We start from the raw sequence: 17,139 nt of genomic DNA on the forward strand, positions 1-17,139 counted from the left end.
AAGACAAGTTTGAAAGTGATGTAATAAATAATTATTATTGACAACTAATTATAATTGTGTTATTATATGAGTGTCAAGAGGACACCAAGTGTTAAAGACACTCATCACTGATAAAATTAAACTTATTAAAATTTGGAGGGAATCAACATGAAAAAATTTGTATGTCAAGTATGTGGTTATGTATATGAAGGCGAAGCTGCTCCGGCATTCTGCCCCCAATGTAAAGCTCCTGCTAGCAAATTCACCGAAATGAAAGGCGAAATGGACTGGGCTGCAGAACACGTAATCGGTGTTGCTTCCGATGCTCCTGAAGATATCAAAGCTGACCTGCGTGCTAACTTCACCGGCGAATGCACCGAAGTTGGTATGTACCTGGCAATGGCTCGCGTAGCTCATCGTGAAGGCTATCCTGAAATCGGCCTGTACTGGGAAAAAGCTGCTTATGAAGAAGCAGAACATGCTGCTAAATTCGCAGAACTGCTGGGCGAAGTTGTTACCGCTTCCACCAAAAAGAATTTGGAAATGCGTGTAGAAGCTGAAAACGGCGCAACCGCAGGCAAAACCGACTTGGCAAAACGCGCTAAAGCTCTGAACCTGGATGCTATCCATGACACCGTACATGAAATGGCACGTGACGAAGCTCGTCACGGCAAAGCTTTCGCTGGCCTGCTGGCTCGTTACTTCAACAAATAATCATTAAAGATCTTTGCATAGACTCCTTGCAGAAGGCTCTTCCACTTCGGTGGAAGAGCCTTTTTGTATTGACAGCAGCAATGTTTACCACTATACTATGTTTATAGACACCAGCATACACATTTGAGAGTGAGCCAAAGCTCATGAAGGGGTACACCACCACGGGTGTAGTTTCTTCATGGGCTTTTTTGTTTGCAGAAAGGAGCAGAACATGATCATTAACGGCAAAGAGCAAGCTTTATTGCAGCCAACTACATTGCAACAGCTTTTACTTGATTTAGGTTATCGCACTGATTTAGTAGCAGTGGAGCATAACGGACACATCATTAAGCAAAAAGACTATAAGAAAACAGTAGTGACTGATGCTGATAGATTGGAAATCGTCAGCTTCGTGGGAGGTGGTTAAAGTGTACCCATCCACGGAAATGGAGAACGCACTCCAGAAGGGACTGACGGACAAGCAGCGCCAACTGCTCCACGCCGCCCATGTGGCAGTCTGCGGTTTGGGCGGTTTAGGCAGCAACGTTGCCATGTGGTTAGCACGTTTAGGCGTAGGCACCCTCACCCTTATTGATTTTGATAAGGTTGAGTTAAGCAATCTTAACCGCCAATACTACTTTTTAGATGACGTAGGTCAATACAAGGCGACAGCACTAACTAAGCATCTGCAGAAAGTAAATCCCTACGGCAAGTACCAGCCCCAGATTACTAGGCTGGCGGAAGACAATGTAGAAGAACTATTACAGGCAGCTCCCTATATTTGCGAAGCCTTAGATGATCCTGCTGCAAAGGCAATGCTAGTCAGCACTGTATTAAGCACTATGTCGGAAAAAAAAGTCGTAGCAGCCTCCGGTATGGCTGGCTTTGGCAGTGGCAACGAAGTTCTTAGCAAACGTATTAGCAGCAACCTTTACTTATGCGGCGACGGTGTAAGCGATTTCCGCGACCTGCCTTTGTGCGGTGCGCGGGTAGGCATCTGCGCTGCTCAACAAGCCCTTACTCTAGCACGTTTAATTTTACAAATGGAGGAATAACTAATGGAAGACAAGTTTATTTTGGGAGGACATGAATTTAGTTCCCGTTTTATTTTAGGCTCAGGAAAATATTCTTTAGAATTGATCAAAGCAGCTATAGAACAAGCTGGCGCGCAAATTTTAACCTTAGCATTACGTCGCGCTAACAATGGCGGTTTGGCAAATATATTAGACTATGTGCCTCAAGGAGTCACCCTGCTCCCCAACACCAGCGGTGCCCGCACAGCAGAAGAAGCAGTGCGTATTGCCCGTTTAGCAAGGGAAATCTGCCACAGCGATTTTGTGAAAATCGAGGTCATCAAAGATAGTAAATACCTGCTCCCCGACAATTACGAAACTATTAAGGCTACAGAAATCCTTGCCCAAGAAGGTTTTATCGTTATGCCATATATGTACCCAGATCTGCAGGCAGCACGCAATCTCCGGGACGCAGGTGCAGCCTGCATCATGCCCTTAGGTGCACCTATCGGCAGCAACAAAGGACTGTGTACTAAAGATTTTATCAAAATCATTATCGACGAAGTAGACTTGCCCGTTATTGTAGACGCAGGTATCGGTCGTCCTTCCCAAGCCTGCGAAGCTATGGAGATGGGTGCTGCCGCCATTATGGCCAACACAGCCATCGCCACTGCCGGCGACCTGCCTTTAATGGCTGCAGCTTTTAAAAACGCTATTACCGCAGGACGTCAAGCTTACCTAGCAGGCTTAGGCAGAGTACGCACCACTGCCAGCGCTTCCTCTCCCTTAACAGGCTTTTTGCATGACTAGGAGGGCATGATGAGCAAGAAAGACGAATTTTTCAACGACAGCATCTATAGTGATGAAATAGCAGCCTTTGTAGCCCAAGGACTAACTGACCACATGGCGTATGCAGAAGGCATGGAAGTATTGGACTCTACCATGCTGGAACAAGTAACCCAGGCACGGGATAATTACGATTATACCAAATACACTGCTAGCGATGTTCTCCAAGCGTTAAGCCACGAACAGCGTACTCCCGCAGACTTTGCCGCCCTGCTTTCTCCCGCAGCGCTTCCCCTCTTGGAGCAAATAGCAGCGAAAGCTAGGGAGGAACGCCTCCGCTACTTTGGCAATAACGTACAATTCTTTACGCCCCTCTACATTGCCAACTACTGCGAAAACTACTGCATTTACTGCGGTTTTAACAGTCACAACAAAATCCATCGTGCCTGCCTCAGCACGGAACAAATTCGCGAAGAAATGCAGGCCATAGCGGCTACAGGCATGCAGGAAGTGCTGCTGCTCACCGGGGAAAGCCGCAAAAAGTCCGACATCCATTACATTGGTGAGGCTTGCAAGCTGGCACATGAATATTTCAAAGTTGTAGGCGTGGAAATCTATCCTGTCAACAGCGATGAATATGCTTATCTCCACCAATGCGGCGTAGACTACGTAACTGTCTTTCAAGAAACATATAATAGTGACAAGTACGCCCAACTGCATCTGGCAGGGCATAAGCGTGTTTTCCCCTACCGTTTCTACGCTCAGGAACGTGCCCTCCGCGGCGGTATGCGCGGTGTAGGCTTTGCTGCCCTTTTAGGCTTGGATGACTTCCGCAAGGATGCTTATGCCACAGGACTCCACGCCTACCTGACACAAAAGCAGTACCCCCATGCAGAAATTGCTTTTTCCTGTCCCCGCCTACGCCCTATTATCAATAACGAGAAAATCAAACCCATGGATGTCCACGAACGCCAACTGCTCCAGGTAGTGTGCGCCTACAGGCTGTTCCTGCCCTTCGCCTCCATTACCGTGTCCAGCAGGGAATGTGCCCGCGTTCGCGATAATCTTATGCTGATTTGCGCCAATAAGATTTCCGCAGGAGTCAATACAGGCATCGGCGGCCACAGCCACAAAGAAGAACTGGGGGACGAACAATTTGAGATTGATGACAGCCGCAGTCTTGCCCAAATCTGCGAGGATTTGACCAAGCTGGGCTTGCAGCCTGTCATGGCGGACTATATTTATGTTTAAGCTTATCGCCGTTACGGACCAAGCTTCCTGCCCCCGCCCGCTGGTAGAGCAAATAGCTAGACTGCTTGCCTGTCCTACGCCCCCCAACGCTATTATCCTGCGTGCGAAAGCTTTCCCGGCAGCGGAGTATGCAGCCCTTGCTGCCCAAGTCATGGCTATCTGCGCAGGGAGTAGCTGCCAAGTAATCCTCCATAGCCATGTGGAAATTGCGAAGCAATTAGAGTGCACGGCGCTCCACCTGCCCTTGCCCCAATTGCGCGCCCTGCCTGCAACAGCACGGCAAAACTTTGCCTACCTCAGCACCTCCGTCCACAGTACGGAAGAAGCCAAGGAAGCCATGGCTCTAGGCGCCACTGCCCTGATTGCAGGCCACATCTATACCACTACCTGCAAGGAAGGAGTGCCTCCGCGGGGACTGGCCTTTCTTAGTAGTATCTGCCAGCACGCCACTGTACCGGTCTACGCCATTGGCGGCATCGGCTTTAACTACGACCAATGGGAAGAACTGCAGACTGCGGGAGCACAGGGAGCCTGCATCATGTCCGCCTATATGCGGACATAAAAAAGGGCCACCCTTGGACAAATCCTCAGGTAGCCATAAAATAAGGGAAAGCGTATTTAGTTAGTTGCCACGAACATACTCACGCGGCACACGGGGGCTGACGTTGCAGATGATTTCGTAACAGATGGTGTCCGCCCATTCAGCAACTAATTCCATGGGCAGCTCCCGTCCGCCGAAGACGATAACCTCCGTCCCTAAATGTACATTAGGAATATCCGTCACATCCAGCATTACTTGATCCATGCACACCTTGCCTACAATGGGAGCATGCATACCATTAACAATCATATAGCCCCTATTGGACAAGCGTCTGCTGACACCATCGGCATAACCAATGGGAACCGTAGCAATAACGCTGGGGCGTTGCAGTGTATAAGTTCTGCCGTAGCCGATGGTTTCCCCGGCAGGCAGTGTTTTTACAAAAGAAACTTGGGTTTTGACGGTCATAACCGGTTCAAAATCCTTGTAGCAGTCTATCATGTGGGCGGGGTGCAGGCCATACAGGGTAATGCCTTGGCGCACCATATCCAATTGATATTCCTCCAGTTCCGTCAGCGCGGCACTATTGGCTATATGACGGATGGGAATGTGGACACCCTCTGCCTCAATCAAAGCCAGCGCCTCTTGGAAGCGGGCAAACTGGTAGGCAGCATACTGCTTATCATCAGCATCGGCAGTGGCAAAGTGGGAGAAAACACCCTCAATATAAATGCCCGGCAAAGAAGCTGCCAACTTGGCAAACTTGCCTGCATCACGTACATGGACACCAATGCGGTGCATACCCGTATCCACCTTAATATGAATTTTTGCTTTGGTGTGCAGCTTCAGCGCTGCCTCATTCAAAGCATATAAACGTTCTTCATCAAATACAGCGTGGCTGATATCGTAGCGGACGCAAATTTCCGCTACCTCCGGCAACAGGGAGCCAAGCACCAAAATAGGTTGCTCAATACCTGCCTCACGCAGCTTAACACCTTCCTGCAGCAAGGCTACAGCGAAAAAGTCCGCACCATTGCGGGCAGCCTCTTGTGCCACGCGCACAGCACCATGACCATAAGCATCAGCTTTGACTACAGCGCAAAGCTTAGTGGTGGGTTTAAGGTTGGCCTTAGCAGTTTGTACGTTGTGGGCCACCGCGTCCAAATTAATCTCCGCCCAAGCGCCCCTTTGAATATGCACAATTAAGACCTCCCTAGTAATAATCATAAAATAAGCCGCAGGCAATGCATTCTTGCTGCGGCGTCAGAGTTCACACTACAGTTCGAGGCTTGCGCCGATAAAAAACTGTACCATTAGGATATAACTTTCAGACGATTTTGTCAACAGCTTATTTCTTGAGGCTTTTGCATCCTTGGGCATGGGGGCAACCACTACAACGGTCGCAGCAACTGCCTTTGAAACGGGTGCCGAAATAACTGCGGGCAGCAACAATGAATAAGCCTATCAGGATAATACCAAGAATATAATCTGCCATAAGCGTACCTCCCGCAAAGCTTCTGTTATTACCATTAGCATACGCCATTTCAATGCTTTTGGCAAATGAAATCTTTGTGACAGTAAAAGCCAGCCCCTGCCAGAACGGCAGAGGCTGCATTATTACTTATTACTGTTGAGATTTTCAAAGATATACTCAATGTACGGCTTAGCTAGGAAGAAGGTTTTGCCCCAAGGGTTAATCATGATTCCGTGGAAATCGTTATTGTTCATTGCCGTATAAAGTAAAGATGTGATTTTCATAGTAACGGTGGAAACAGGCTCCCCTTTGGCAAGCTGTTCCTGATCCGTAAAGGCTACAAAATTGCTCTTGCCATCCTTAGTGGGGACTACCTTAAAGCTAACGTTATAGTAGTTCTTGACATCCGTTACTACAACGCCATCAGCATAACCTTCCTGTTCCAGTTCAGCCATAGCCTCCGCAGGCAAGGTTACAGGCACGATGAAGGAGTCGTAGTTCTGCATAGCCTCATAAATAGCCTGCAGCACAGCACCTACATTTTCCTCCGTGTACAGTTGGTGGTCTTCCGGTAAAAGGGCAATCTTTTCTTCTATGTTAGTCAAAGCCTTAGTTTTGGTGCGGGGATAAATATGATAAACATGTTCTGCCATAATACAGCCTCCTCAAAATCCGTATGCCTGTATTATACAGCATGATGCAGACAAAGAAAATAAAAGTTTTCACAGAGTCATGGAAAACCGTTTTCCCGACCTTTATAGCTGCAAGATATGTAATATTGCTTACATTTTTAGCGGCCGTTATTTGTTCTGCAACAAATTTTCAGAATTAACTAGAAAAACAACGTAAAATGTAATATAATGAACGCAAATCCAGCGTATAGCATGGAGAAGAAAGGAAGAATGGTAGTATGGTAAGTTGGAAAAAATTATTTGCAGGCGCGTTGTTAGCAACGACGGTTTTAGGCGTGGGTGGTTTGATGCCTACTGCGGAAGCAGGCAAGATTGAAGACGTGCAAGCACGCGGCACCCTCCTTGTGGGCAGCACCGGTGACTACAAGCCGATGAGCTATCTGAACAAGGAAACAGGCAAATACGAAGGCTTTGACTGCGAAGTTGCAGAGCTTTTGGCAAAATCTTTGGGCGTAAAGGTAGAGTACGTGCCCACCACTTGGAAAACACTCACTGCTGATACTATGGCAGGCAAATTCGATATCGCTATCTGTGGCATTACCCGTACCTTTGCTAGACAGCAAAAGATGAATATGTCTCATGGCTATCTGCTTTTTGGTAAGACCATTCTCTGCCGTAAAGCTGATGCGAAAAAATTTAAATCCGAAGCAGATTTGAATAATCCTAATGTCCGCGTTATGGTTAATCCCGGTGGCACCAACGAAAAATTTGCTATTAACAATCTGCCCAACTGCACCCGTCTGGTACATCCGCAAAACGCAGAAATCCCTAGCCTTATCGCCGAAGGCAAAGCTGACGTTATGATTACCGAAACTATGGAAGCACGCCGCTATGTACGCGACGATGCCCGTTTGGCAGCTCCCCTCTTGGATGATCCCTTCACCAAGAGCCAGTTTGGTATTTTGATGGCTAAGGGCGACCAAGATTGGCTTAACTATGTCAACTTCTTCATGGAAGAAAAGGACATGGACGGCACTTTAGACAGATTAGAAGACCAATACATTAAATAAACACGAATAGAAACGCAAGGCGTTCTTCTCAATAACGGGAGGAACGCCTTTTGGGTTTCTCTGCCATCCTCATCCTGCGTAAAATGTTAGCAAAAGGCACCATCATCAAAGATAATAACGGCAAATATTCCCGATACATCCTCTCCCACTAAAAAACGAACCAGCTGCGGCACAAGCTACAGCTGGTTTAATATTTTATATAGTTTCTAAATTGCAATAGCAAGTTGCACACTTTTTTCAATCCTCTAGGCTGCATATATGCGGTCTAGATATTCATCAAAATACTCATTGGGGGACTTGTACCCCAAGCACTTCCTAGGTAGGTTGTTAGCCCACTCCGTTGCAAAGAAGATATCGTCTTCTTGATACCCATCAATACGTTTTCCCTTGGGAATCAAACGCCGCAATAAGCCATTTGCTCTTTCATTACTACCTCTTTCCCAGGAGGAATATGGATGAGCAAAATATACCTTGGTTTCGGACTTCTTTCCAATCTCTGCTATTCTGGCAAATTCACTACCATTATCAGCAGTTATGGTCTTGAATACTTGAGAAAAACGGCTTCCAAAATATTTTCTGACTATTTCCATTCCGTGCATAACCGCCTCAGCTGTCTTAGAAGGTATTTGTATAGCTATATACTTACGAGTCAACCTTTCGCAAAGAGTAAGTAACACCTTATCTCCTTTGAGCTTGCTGCCAATCACAGTATCGACCTCCCAATGGCCAAACTCCTTGCGTAACAGTACATTATCATCCCTGCTATCAATGGATTCACCTAGAATTCTGAGATTCCTACGGACATTATCCTTATGTCTCCTGCGTCGGAGTTTAGCAGGTAAATCAATGTTACGGATACTGGGAAGTAATTGGAGATCTACGTAGTTATACAGGGTCTTACTGCATACCATCGCACTTTTTTTAAAGAGGGCCTGTGCTTTGGCTCTGCCTGCACAGGCATCTAAAGACCATTTCTCTTTTCTGAATTGGTTCGTAACCCAAAGAAGGTACGTAGATACTTGCAGAGCTTTGTAGGGCTTCATGCAGCTATTAGCATGTTTGCTGTTGTAATCTCTTTGAGCTCTTGCTGCAGAATATTTTCCGGTGTTTGGATGACTGCCTCTTGCAAATTCCTTTTTAATGGTGTTAGGAGCACAGTTAAATACTTTGGCTAGGGTACGCAGAGATGGTTTGGTACCATCTTGAGAGCAACATTTTAGAAAACCTTGAAGCATATAGCGATTTTCTTTAGAAAAGTGTTTACCTTTTTGATGAATTGTGGTATCTTGAGATTGATCCATGGTGGTCAGTCCTTTCTGCTGATTTTGTGTAGCAACTTTATTTTAACAGAAAGATACCACCATGGATCTTTTTTATTCAGTTGTGCAACTTCATTTTACAACTAACCGTTTTCTAAGAAACCATCAATTTGATGAAAGTCAGCAATGCCAACAAAAACATTCCGAAAGCCATAAGGTCTTTGAAATCGAAATATTTCATGGGCACCACCTCCTTGCAGTCAGATAATGGTCAAGCCACCCTGCAACACGGTTGTCCACTAGTATTATATCATATACAATTCTAAATTCAAACATTATATTTGTTTATAACACGTATTCTGGATAAATGTTCTTTTATTCGCAATACGTATTATACGTGTTTCTAAAAAAGCGAAGTACCATTTAAAACGGTACTTCGCTTTTTTTACGTTATATTTTCTTTTATTTTACCAACTCGCGCATTTCCTCAGCAGTCAGCGTCAGGTATTCCTTAACGGTGTACAGCTCGCGGCGGCCGCGGCAGTCTGCAAACAGAGCCACATCCACATCAGGAATGTTGCTCAGTGCTTCTTTGATAGTCTTGCCATTCTTAGCATAAGCTTCAAAGCGTAGCACTAACTTTTTACCTGTACCTGCAGGTACCAGCAATGCTTCAAAATAATCGTCGTCACGCATTACGCCTTCCAAATTTACCTTGCCTCGCAAGAGTACATCGTCATACTGCTCTTGGGGCAGATAGATACGCATATACGCATCAAGGATCGTACCTTCCTGCTTACCGATATTGTCAAAAGGAACCTCCAATTGGAAATCCACGCGACCTTCCTGCTCCCCTGCTTTAGTAACAGCACCGCGTTTTTTAGTCAAAAGGCGCATTTGGGCATCGCCTTGCACCATAATATACAACGCAACTACCAGCACGCCCAAAACAATGACTGCCAGCAGAACACCAATAATAGTCAAAAGCATCTTGCACCCTCCTTACGCCTTATGATAATTTTTAATAATACAGATAGGCGTCTTCTCACTGCCATTGCCAAAAGGATTGTCAATGAGGATAGCTGCCACCTTGTCGGCATCCACACCCTTAGAAACGCCCAAAACAGCACTGCGTTTCAAATCGTTAACATCGGCAATAGCTGCGCCATAGCAGCCGCAAGCCTTGGTAATAGCTTCTGCAACCTTGGCAGGTTCTGCAGGACCGTATACTACGTGCTTGTCATAAGGAGGCATAGTGCCTGTAATATCGTCAATCAAACGTGCCTGCTCACCGGCAAGACGGTAGAAGGTACCGCTGATGCCTACACATTTAGCAGCAAAACCACAAATAACGGCGTACAACACACGGGCACCGCCTTCAGCATCAATCAGCGCCTGCATACTATACCAGCTGCTGATGCTGCCCTTGGACGGGAACAGATGGCAGAGAACCTTAGCCAAAAAGCCCGGATGGAATTCTTCACAGCGCAAGGCACGACCTTGGGTAATAGCAACTACGCTTTCTGCAGCGCAAACAACATCATTAGGACCAATCTTATCCTTGCCAAACTCCAAAATCGCATCACAAATATCATCGTGGTGGGTCAGAATCCTAGTAGGCACGGGAACGATTTCATACTTTTCCATTATCTCACTCCTCCGCAGCTTTTTCCGCTGCATATACCTTTTGAATTTTATCGTACCAACGGGGCTCCAAACGGACAATGCGTCCTTCTTTATCCGTAAATACATTGCGGGTAAAGCCTTCCACTGCCACAGCACCGTCACGCAGGCGGATAACCTGATAGGTAAAATCCATCTTAGCTTTGTTAAAGCTGCTCATCTTTACCTGTACCTCAAACTCATCATCAAAGGTACAGGAATTTTTATATTTGACTTTAACCTCCGTAATAGGGAAGATTACACCTGCGTCCATCATCTCGCCCAAGGTTACACCACAGGCACGCAGATAGGCAACGCGTCCCATTTCAAACCAGCGCAAATAATTGGCATGATGCACCACGCCCATCATATCGGTCTCTACAAAACGCACTCTGTCTCTAATTGTAATCATAGGGAAAATATACTCCTTTATGTTCATAAGTCAATTGTATATTATAGCACTTTTGTAAGAAAGTACATACACCCTAACTGAAAATTTTTCACGAACTCTGCGCCAGACAAGTTTTCTTTGCAAACATTTCCCTTCTATGCTATAATATTGCAGTAAAAATTTGCGCCTGTAGCTCAGTGGATAGAGCAATGGTCTCCGGAACCGTGTGCGGAGGTTCGATTCCTCTCAGGCGCACCAGAAAAAGTATAGCCCTGCTGCCTTATATAATGTAAGGAGCAGGGCTTTTTGTTTACTTTATGCTTTGTTGACAAGTCCATTTTCTACCAAGTAGTCGGAAACCATATCCGCAGCTTCTGCAGTAATCTTGATACATTTAGTGCGGTATTCAGGAGTACCAAAGGACAGTTTGTTTAGTTGGGCGCAGCAAGGAGAACCAAAATGCGCTACAAAACGCTCATAAAATTCATGGGTAAATTTATAAACTTCGGTCTGATGCTTTTCAGACGGATCCAGACGGCCTACAATGGAGCTAATCACCATAGTGGAGCCGCTTAAAGCGCCGCACACACAGCCGCTACGGCCGATGCCGCCGCCCATGCCGCTAATCATGCGGATTGCTTGATCCGGCAGGTGAAGTTGCAAACCTTCGTTACAGGCCTTAACTACGGATTCTACACAGTTGTTGCCGGCAGTGTGGTAATCTGCTGCCAGTTGGTAAATTTCTTTCATGGAAACATCCCCCATTCAAATATTGTACATGGCTTTATTGTAGCATACGCCTGTCAGCCAGACAATGTTTTCTTTCCATCTTGGAGGAATGCGTTTAGCTTACCACAAGCCCAGTACGTGCTGCATAACAAGGCTTACTACAGTAATGCCCACCCAACAGCAGAAGCCAAGCACAATGGGCTTGCCACCGGTCTTTACCAGTTTGATAATATCTGTGTTCAAACCGATAGCGCACATGGAAAGTACAATGAAGAATTTGCTTAAAGTTTTAATGGGAGCAAAAACTTCCGCACCAACGCCCATGCTTTGAGCCACAGTAGTGATTACGGAAGCCAAAACAAAGTAGATGATAAAGAAAGGGAAGACGCTCTTTAGGCTATAAGTTTTGCCACCTTCGCCATTGCCTTTTTTAGCACCCATGTACGCCAGCACCATGGTAATGGGAATAATTGCCAAAGTACGGGTCAGCTTAACAGTTACCGCTTTATCCAACGTTGCAGAGCCTAAGCCAAACATGGAGTCCCAAGTGGAAGCGCAAGCAGTAACGGAAGAAGTGTCGTTAACAGCAGTACCGGCAAAAATGCCGAAGCCTTCGCCGCTGTTAGTAGCATAGCCCACCAAAACACCCAAAGTGGGGAAAATCAACGCTGCCAAGACATTGAAGAAGAAAATTACGGAAATCGCTTGGGCAACTTCTTCGTCGTCTGCTTGGATAACAGGTGCAGCAGCGGCTACAGCACTGCCACCGCAAATGGAGGAGCCAACACCTACCAAAGTCGCAATCTTTGTGGGAATACGCATAAAGTTATGCAAGCCCCAAGCAATGAGCAAAGAAACACCGATAGTAGAAATAATGATGGGCAGGGATTGCTTGCCTGTTTGCAGTACCACGGACAAGTTCAAACCAAAGCCCAGCAAAATAACTGCATATTGCAGAATTTTTTTAGAAGTAAAAGTAATACCATCCTTCAATTTGCTTTTATCTTTAATAAAGATAGTGATAATCATACCGGCGATAATAGCAAAAACAGGACCACCAATCAAGGGGAACATTTTGCCTAAGTACCAACAGGGGATGGAGATAAGGATGCACAGCAGCAGGCCGCGCAATTTCTTTTGCATAGATTCCATATTCAAGCCTTCTTTCTTATGTGATGCTTTAATCTTACCACACTTTAACGATAATTAAAAACTATCTATCTTTATTAAACCATAATTTTATGTTATGATTTATCTATGGAGGTGCGATTATGCAAGACTTTCGCATGGAAACATTTTTAACAGTGTGCCAATATATGAACTTTACTAGAGCTGCAGAAACATTGAACATGACCCAGCCTGCAGTTTCCCAACATATAAAATTTTTAGAAACAGCCTACGGCGTGCGCCTTTTTACCACCAGCGGTAAAAAGCTGTTACTGACGGAAGCAGGGAAAATCCTGCAGCAGGCAGCCATCGCCCTACGCCATGACGAGCAGCATCTGCGGGACCGCTTGCAGCAGAGCCAATCGGATAAAGAAAAATATCGTTTTGGTGCTACGCTATCCGTAGCGGAATTTATGGTTCCCAAAAATCTAGAACACTTTTTGAGCAACCATCCCCACAGCCATGTGCGGATGGCGGTAGCAAATACCAAGGAACTTTTGGCCAAGCTGACGACAGGAGAATTGGATTTTGCTATCGTAGAAGGATTCTTCCCCAAGTTGGAGTACGAATTCCTACCCTATCGGGAAGAAGGCTTTGTAGCAGTGGCAAGTCCTGCTAAAGCACGTCTTTACCAAGGCAAGCCTCTACACTCTTTACTGCAAGAAAACCTGTTTCTGCGGGAAGCAGGCAGCGGTACGCGGGAGATTTTAGAGCGCGCTTTGGAAGAAAAAGGCATGGCGGTAACGGACTTCGCCAATCTTATTGAGCTTGGCAACATAGGTGCCATCAAACACATGCTCATGGCGAATTTAGGCATTACCTTCTGCTACTACTCAGCCGTTGATGAGGAAGTGCAACGTGGTGAACTAGCGGTTATTAATTTAAAGGATTGGCATCTGCGCCATGAAATCGACTTCATCTTCCTCAAAGACAGTATCTTCCGCGATGATTACGTAAAAATTTATCAAGAATTATGCAAGTAAGAGAGAATAGTACGAAAACTACAAATACTTTATATACAAAAAGACGCGTCCTGATAAACAGAACGCGTCTTTAACTTTTCTAACAACACCATCATGTAGGCGCAAGCTAGAATAGGTATATATTATTTTGCGTAATCTACCGCGCGGGTTTCACGGATGATTACAACTTTGATCTGGCCGGGATATTCCATCTCCGCTTCAATCTTCTTGGAAATGTCACGTGCCAGTAATACTGCGGAAGCATCGTCAATTACATCAGGTTTAACCATAATGCGGATTTCACGACCTGCTTGAACAGCATAGCATTTTTCAACACCCTCGAAGGATTCGGAAATTTCTTCCAGACGGGTCAAGCGTTTCAAGTAGCTTTCCAAGGTTTCGCGTCTAGCACCGGGACGGGCAGCAGATACTGCGTCGGCAGCGGATACCAAAACAGCTTCTACGCTCTTAGGTTCAACGTCACCATGGTGAGCCATAATAGCATTGACAATCAAATCGGACTCACGGAACTTCTTAGCGATTTCAGCGCCGATTTCTACGTGGGAGCCTTCCATTTCGTGGTCAATAGCCTTACCGATATCGTGGAGCAAGCCTGCACGTTTAGCAAGAACAACGTCCACGCCCAATTCGGAAGCCATCACGCCTGCCAAATTAGCAACTTCTACAGAATGGTTCAGCACGTTTTGACCGTAGCTGGTGCGGTAACGCAGACGGCCCAGCAGTTTGATCAGCTCGGGATGCAGACCGTGTACGCCAACAGCGAAGGTTGCTTGTTCGCCTGCTTCCTTAATCTTCTGCTCAACTTCTTTTTGTGCCTTCTCCACCATTTCCTCAATACGGGACGGATGGATACGACCATCATTAATCAATTTCTCCAGAGCGATACGGGCAACCTCACGGCGCACCGGATCGAAACCGGAAATAATAACTGCTTCCGGAGTATCATCGATAATCAGATCAATACCGGTCAAAGTTTCCAAAGTACGGATGTTGCGGCCTTCGCGACCAATAATGCGGCCCTTCATTTCATCGTTGGGCAGACCAACTACAGAAACGGTGGTTTCAGCTACATGATCGGCAGCGCAACGTTGGATAGCCAAAGAAATGATTTCTCTAGCTTTCTTCTCTGCTTCGTCCTTTGCCTGTTGTTCCAAATCTTTAATCAGCATTGCGGACTCATGCTTAACTTCGTCCTCCAAGGAAGACAGCAGTTCCTGCTTTGCTTCCTCGCTGGTCAGACCGGACAAACGCTCCAATTCAGCCAATTGCTTTTGGCACAATTGCTCAGCTTTCTCTTGAGCAGCATTCAAGCGCTGTTCTTTAGAAGCTAGCTTCTCCTCCTTACGTTCGAAGGATTCGATTTTGCGATCCAGGTTTTCTTCCTTCTGGAGCAGACGACGTTCTTGACGTTGCAGGTCATTACGTCTATCTTTATTTTCGCGTTCCATTTCGGAACGCAGACGATGGATTTCTTCTTTAGCCTCCATCATCACTTCTTTGCGTTTTGCCTCGCCGGCTTGTTCAGCTTCCTGCACAATGCGGATAGCTTGTTCTTCTGCAGTAGCAATCTTGCTTTCAGCTACGTTCTTACGTACCAAATAGCCTACAGCGCCACCTGCCAAACCGACAACGACAGCGGTTCCAATAATCTCTAAAATCGTCCTCACCTCCTAAAATTTTAAAATTTTTTCAAGTTTTTTTGCATAACAACAGCAGGCGCCTTCGCGTCTGCTATAAATGTCCTTATTCCATTGAATATGTAATCTATTAATCTATAGCAATTAATCTATTAATAATCCTTGAAAAAGGGCAAAAAAGAAGGTAACAACTACGTGTTACCTCGTGAAAAAATCCAATGATATAATCACGATGGACTAATACCATTGTAATGAAATTTTACAAAATTGTCAAGGGAAAGCAGGTTTCCCCCACTATATATCGGTGTCGGACAGTAATTTTTCCCACAAAATCTTCACATGCTCGCCACTAAAGCCTCTGGCAGCCATAAAGCGCCCTGCAGCAGCGTATAATTTACGCTTGTCTTGACGTAATTGTTCCAATTTTCGCCCATTGCGCTGTAGGAAGACGGCTGCCGCCTTTTCTGCGTGCACTTCTTCTTGGGCGGAAGTAAACTGTGCCACGGTCTCCCGCACCAGTTCCGGAGCAACGCCCCGTTTTTGCAGCTCCGCCTGCAGGTGCAGCCTGCCATAAGCGCCCTTCTGCAACCAATATTCGTAAACACGCTGGGCATAACGACGGTCATCGATTAAGCCGTAGTGCTGCAGTTTTTCCACAGCAGCATCGGACTGCTCTGCATCAGCGCCCTTCCGCTGCAAGCGTTCCCGCAGCTTTTGCTCGCTGTAATCCCTATAGGAAAGCAAATTCAGCGCGCAGTCATATGCTTCCTGCGCGCTGTTAAACTTTGCTTTAGTTTTCGTCTTTGAAGATTGATTCCACATCAGCTTGTGCCTCATCTTGAGCTACAGCTTCGCCCGGCTTAGCAATAGTCAAAGCGCGGATCTTGCCTTCGATTTCCTTAGCAACATCCGGATTATCGCGGAGGAAGTCCTTAACCTTCTCCTTGCCTTGGCCCAGACGGATATCGCCATAGGAATACCAAGCGCCGCTCTTGTTGATAATGTCGAGGTCTGCGCCCAAGTCAACAATACAGCCTTCGTGGGAGATGCCTTTGCCGTACATAATATCAAACTCAGCCTGTTTAAAGGGCGGAGCAACTTTGTTCTTAACTACTTTGACACGGGTACGGCTACCAATCATATCGTTGCCGTTTTTCAAGGTGTCGATACGACGCACGTCAAGGCGCACGGTGGAGTAGAACTTCAAGGCACGACCGCCGGTAGTAGTTTCCGGGTTGCCAAACATTACGCCAACCTTCTCACGAATCTGGTTGATGAAGATGGTGGCACATTTAGATTTAGAAATCAACGCAGTCAGCTTACGCAGTGCCTGGCTCATCAAGCGCGCTTGCAGGCCCACATGGGAATCACCCATTTCGCCTTCGATTTCTGCACGGGGAACCAGCGCAGCAACGGAGTCGATAACGATAATGTCAATAGCGCCGCTACGTACCAAAGCATCAGCAATTTCCAAAGCTTGTTCGCCGTTATCAGGCTGGGAAATCAACAAATTGTCGATATCAACGCCTAAATGGCGGGCATACTCAGGATCAAGTGCGTGTTCTGCGTCGATAAAGGCAGCATAACCGCCCATCTTCTGTGCTTCCGCAATCATATGCAGGGCAACAGTAGTTTTACCGGAAGACTCAGGACCATAGATTTCAATAACGCGTCCACGAGGAATACCGCCTACGCCCAAGGCAATGTCCAAAGACAAAGCGCCGGTGGGAATAACTTCTATATTCATTTTGGCGCTGGCTTCACCTAATTTCATAATGCTGCCTTTGCCAAAATCCTTTTCAATTTGGTGCATAGCCATTTCTAAGGCTTTCTTTTTATCTGCATCCATGTTCTTACCTCCTGACATAGCTA

At 46.1% G+C, this 17,139-nt stretch carries 20 protein-coding genes and 1 tRNA gene; 9 read left to right on the forward strand and 12 right to left on the reverse strand.

Features of this window, described 5'->3' with window-relative positions; genetic code table 11:
* Positions 1–147 precede the first annotated feature (147 nt).
* The 6 genes from ACJMM4_RS02435 to ACJMM4_RS02460 all read left to right on the forward strand — a co-directional run bounded on the left by ACJMM4_RS02435 (position 148) and on the right by ACJMM4_RS02460 (position 4,284).
* A complete protein-coding gene (locus ACJMM4_RS02435; RefSeq protein ID WP_405381498.1) occupies positions 148–693 on the forward strand; it encodes an NADH peroxidase in 546 nt (181 codons plus the stop codon).
* A 178-nt stretch (positions 694–871) separates the two neighbouring features.
* Positions 872–1,099, forward strand: a complete 228-nt coding sequence (gene thiS, locus ACJMM4_RS02440) for a sulfur carrier protein ThiS (RefSeq protein WP_405381496.1) — start codon at positions 872–874, stop codon at positions 1,097–1,099.
* A 1-nt stretch (position 1,100) separates the two neighbouring features.
* Complete coding sequence (thiF, locus tag ACJMM4_RS02445) at positions 1,101–1,727, forward strand: sulfur carrier protein ThiS adenylyltransferase ThiF (RefSeq protein WP_405381494.1); 627 nt, start codon at positions 1,101–1,103, stop codon at positions 1,725–1,727.
* Positions 1,728–1,730: 3 nt separating this feature from the next.
* Entirely contained in the window at positions 1,731–2,495 is a 765-nt protein-coding gene (locus ACJMM4_RS02450) for a thiazole synthase (protein WP_405381492.1), read from the forward strand.
* A gap of 9 nt (positions 2,496–2,504) precedes the next feature.
* Positions 2,505–3,722 (forward strand): 2-iminoacetate synthase ThiH, encoded by a 1,218-nt coding sequence (thiH, locus tag ACJMM4_RS02455; protein ID WP_405381490.1) that lies wholly within the window; start codon positions 2,505–2,507, stop codon positions 3,720–3,722.
* Complete coding sequence (locus ACJMM4_RS02460; protein WP_405381488.1) at positions 3,715–4,284, forward strand: thiamine phosphate synthase; 570 nt, start codon at positions 3,715–3,717, stop codon at positions 4,282–4,284. The genes thiH and ACJMM4_RS02460 overlap by 8 nt, the downstream gene beginning before the upstream one ends.
* A gap of 60 nt (positions 4,285–4,344) precedes the next feature.
* Here ACJMM4_RS02460 and alr read toward each other — a convergent pair whose 3' ends face one another.
* From alr to ACJMM4_RS02475, 3 genes are all read right to left on the reverse strand, one after another.
* Positions 4,345–5,463, reverse strand: coding sequence for an alanine racemase (gene alr / locus ACJMM4_RS02465; protein ID WP_405381486.1), 1,119 nt, complete (start codon positions 5,461–5,463; stop codon positions 4,345–4,347).
* Positions 5,464–5,611: 148 nt separating this feature from the next.
* Positions 5,612–5,758, reverse strand: coding sequence for a FeoB-associated Cys-rich membrane protein (locus ACJMM4_RS02470; RefSeq protein WP_405381484.1), 147 nt, complete (start codon positions 5,756–5,758; stop codon positions 5,612–5,614).
* 122 nt (positions 5,759–5,880) lie between these two features.
* The gene (locus ACJMM4_RS02475; protein ID WP_405381482.1) at positions 5,881–6,390 is read right to left on the reverse strand and encodes an SseB family protein; all 510 of its coding nucleotides are present in this window, start codon (positions 6,388–6,390) and stop codon (positions 5,881–5,883) included.
* Between the two features lie 257 nt (positions 6,391–6,647).
* On the opposite strand from ACJMM4_RS02475, the gene ACJMM4_RS02480 reads away from it, so the two are divergent.
* Positions 6,648–7,439: a transporter substrate-binding domain-containing protein gene (locus ACJMM4_RS02480; protein WP_405381480.1), complete on the forward strand. Its 792-nt coding sequence runs from the start codon at positions 6,648–6,650 to the stop codon at positions 7,437–7,439.
* Between the two features lie 245 nt (positions 7,440–7,684).
* On the opposite strand, the gene ACJMM4_RS02485 is transcribed toward ACJMM4_RS02480, so the two are convergent.
* The 4 genes from ACJMM4_RS02485 to ACJMM4_RS02500 all read right to left on the reverse strand — a co-directional run bounded on the left by ACJMM4_RS02485 (position 7,685) and on the right by ACJMM4_RS02500 (position 10,772).
* On the reverse strand, positions 7,685–8,740 hold the full coding sequence (locus ACJMM4_RS02485) for an IS30 family transposase (RefSeq protein WP_405382923.1): 1,056 nt from the start codon (positions 8,738–8,740) through the stop codon (positions 7,685–7,687).
* 420 nt (positions 8,741–9,160) lie between these two features.
* On the reverse strand, positions 9,161–9,688 hold the full coding sequence (locus ACJMM4_RS02490; protein ID WP_405379942.1) for a hypothetical protein: 528 nt from the start codon (positions 9,686–9,688) through the stop codon (positions 9,161–9,163).
* A 12-nt stretch (positions 9,689–9,700) separates the two neighbouring features.
* Complete coding sequence (locus ACJMM4_RS02495) at positions 9,701–10,345, reverse strand: coenzyme F420-0:L-glutamate ligase (RefSeq protein WP_405379940.1); 645 nt, start codon at positions 10,343–10,345, stop codon at positions 9,701–9,703.
* A gap of 4 nt (positions 10,346–10,349) precedes the next feature.
* Positions 10,350–10,772 carry an acyl-CoA thioesterase gene (locus ACJMM4_RS02500; protein WP_405379938.1) on the reverse strand — a complete coding sequence of 141 codons (423 nt, stop codon included), beginning with the start codon at positions 10,770–10,772 and terminating at the stop codon, positions 10,350–10,352.
* Positions 10,773–10,934: 162 nt separating this feature from the next.
* Here ACJMM4_RS02500 and ACJMM4_RS02505 point away from each other — a divergent pair.
* Positions 10,935–11,009: transfer RNA gene (locus tag ACJMM4_RS02505), tRNA-Arg, on the forward strand.
* A gap of 57 nt (positions 11,010–11,066) precedes the next feature.
* On the opposite strand, the gene ACJMM4_RS02510 is transcribed toward ACJMM4_RS02505, so the two are convergent.
* A complete protein-coding gene (locus ACJMM4_RS02510) occupies positions 11,067–11,501 on the reverse strand; it encodes a C-GCAxxG-C-C family (seleno)protein (RefSeq protein ID WP_405382925.1) in 435 nt (144 codons plus the stop codon).
* A 99-nt stretch (positions 11,502–11,600) separates the two neighbouring features.
* Positions 11,601–12,632 carry a YeiH family protein gene (locus tag ACJMM4_RS02515; RefSeq protein WP_405382927.1) on the reverse strand — a complete coding sequence of 344 codons (1,032 nt, stop codon included), beginning with the start codon at positions 12,630–12,632 and terminating at the stop codon, positions 11,601–11,603.
* A gap of 119 nt (positions 12,633–12,751) precedes the next feature.
* Here ACJMM4_RS02515 and ACJMM4_RS02520 point away from each other — a divergent pair, with 119 nt between their 5' ends.
* Positions 12,752–13,630: a LysR substrate-binding domain-containing protein gene (locus tag ACJMM4_RS02520; protein WP_405378906.1), complete on the forward strand. Its 879-nt coding sequence runs from the start codon at positions 12,752–12,754 to the stop codon at positions 13,628–13,630.
* A gap of 122 nt (positions 13,631–13,752) precedes the next feature.
* Here ACJMM4_RS02520 and rny read toward each other — a convergent pair whose 3' ends face one another.
* From rny to recA, 3 genes are all read right to left on the reverse strand, one after another.
* Positions 13,753–15,288: a ribonuclease Y gene (gene rny / locus ACJMM4_RS02525; protein ID WP_405378979.1), complete on the reverse strand. Its 1,536-nt coding sequence runs from the start codon at positions 15,286–15,288 to the stop codon at positions 13,753–13,755.
* A 273-nt stretch (positions 15,289–15,561) separates the two neighbouring features.
* Positions 15,562–16,089, reverse strand: coding sequence for a regulatory protein RecX (locus tag ACJMM4_RS02530; RefSeq protein WP_405378908.1), 528 nt, complete (start codon positions 16,087–16,089; stop codon positions 15,562–15,564).
* Positions 16,058–17,116, reverse strand: coding sequence for a recombinase RecA (gene recA, locus ACJMM4_RS02535; RefSeq protein ID WP_405378911.1), 1,059 nt, complete (start codon positions 17,114–17,116; stop codon positions 16,058–16,060). The genes ACJMM4_RS02530 and recA overlap by 32 nt, the downstream gene beginning before the upstream one ends.
* Between the last annotated feature and the right edge of the window lie 23 nt (positions 17,117–17,139).

Source organism: Phascolarctobacterium sp. (assembly GCF_045124115.1).
Classification (GTDB): domain Bacteria; phylum Bacillota; class Negativicutes; order Acidaminococcales; family Acidaminococcaceae; genus Phascolarctobacterium_A.

Bases quoted from the DNA above. Each gene is read 5' to 3' on its own strand.
- ACJMM4_RS02450 (WP_405381492.1), top strand. From the start codon at position 1,731: ATGGAAGACAAGTTTATTTTGGGAGGACATGAATTTAGTTCCCGTTTT.
- ACJMM4_RS02485 (WP_405382923.1), bottom strand. From the start codon at position 8,740: ATGGATCAATCTCAAGATACCACAATTCATCAAAAAGGTAAACACTTT.
- ACJMM4_RS02475 (WP_405381482.1), bottom strand. From the start codon at position 6,390: ATGGCAGAACATGTTTATCATATTTATCCCCGCACCAAAACTAAGGCT.
- ACJMM4_RS02460 (WP_405381488.1), top strand. From the start codon at position 3,715: ATGTTTAAGCTTATCGCCGTTACGGACCAAGCTTCCTGCCCCCGCCCG.
- ACJMM4_RS02510 (WP_405382925.1), bottom strand. From the start codon at position 11,501: ATGAAAGAAATTTACCAACTGGCAGCAGATTACCACACTGCCGGCAAC.
- ACJMM4_RS02490 (WP_405379942.1), bottom strand. From the start codon at position 9,688: ATGCTTTTGACTATTATTGGTGTTCTGCTGGCAGTCATTGTTTTGGGC.
- ACJMM4_RS02530 (WP_405378908.1), bottom strand. From the start codon at position 16,089: ATGTGGAATCAATCTTCAAAGACGAAAACTAAAGCAAAGTTTAACAGC.
- ACJMM4_RS02480 (WP_405381480.1), top strand. From the start codon at position 6,648: ATGGTAAGTTGGAAAAAATTATTTGCAGGCGCGTTGTTAGCAACGACG.
- recA (WP_405378911.1), bottom strand. From the start codon at position 17,116: ATGGATGCAGATAAAAAGAAAGCCTTAGAAATGGCTATGCACCAAATT.
- thiH (WP_405381490.1), top strand. From the start codon at position 2,505: ATGAGCAAGAAAGACGAATTTTTCAACGACAGCATCTATAGTGATGAA.
- ACJMM4_RS02495 (WP_405379940.1), bottom strand. From the start codon at position 10,345: ATGGAAAAGTATGAAATCGTTCCCGTGCCTACTAGGATTCTGACCCAC.
- ACJMM4_RS02520 (WP_405378906.1), top strand. From the start codon at position 12,752: ATGCAAGACTTTCGCATGGAAACATTTTTAACAGTGTGCCAATATATG.
- ACJMM4_RS02470 (WP_405381484.1), bottom strand. From the start codon at position 5,758: ATGGCAGATTATATTCTTGGTATTATCCTGATAGGCTTATTCATTGTT.
- ACJMM4_RS02500 (WP_405379938.1), bottom strand. From the start codon at position 10,772: ATGATTACAATTAGAGACAGAGTGCGTTTTGTAGAGACCGATATGATG.
- ACJMM4_RS02435 (WP_405381498.1), top strand. From the start codon at position 148: ATGAAAAAATTTGTATGTCAAGTATGTGGTTATGTATATGAAGGCGAA.
- thiS (WP_405381496.1), top strand. From the start codon at position 872: ATGGGCTTTTTTGTTTGCAGAAAGGAGCAGAACATGATCATTAACGGC.
- ACJMM4_RS02515 (WP_405382927.1), bottom strand. From the start codon at position 12,632: ATGGAATCTATGCAAAAGAAATTGCGCGGCCTGCTGCTGTGCATCCTT.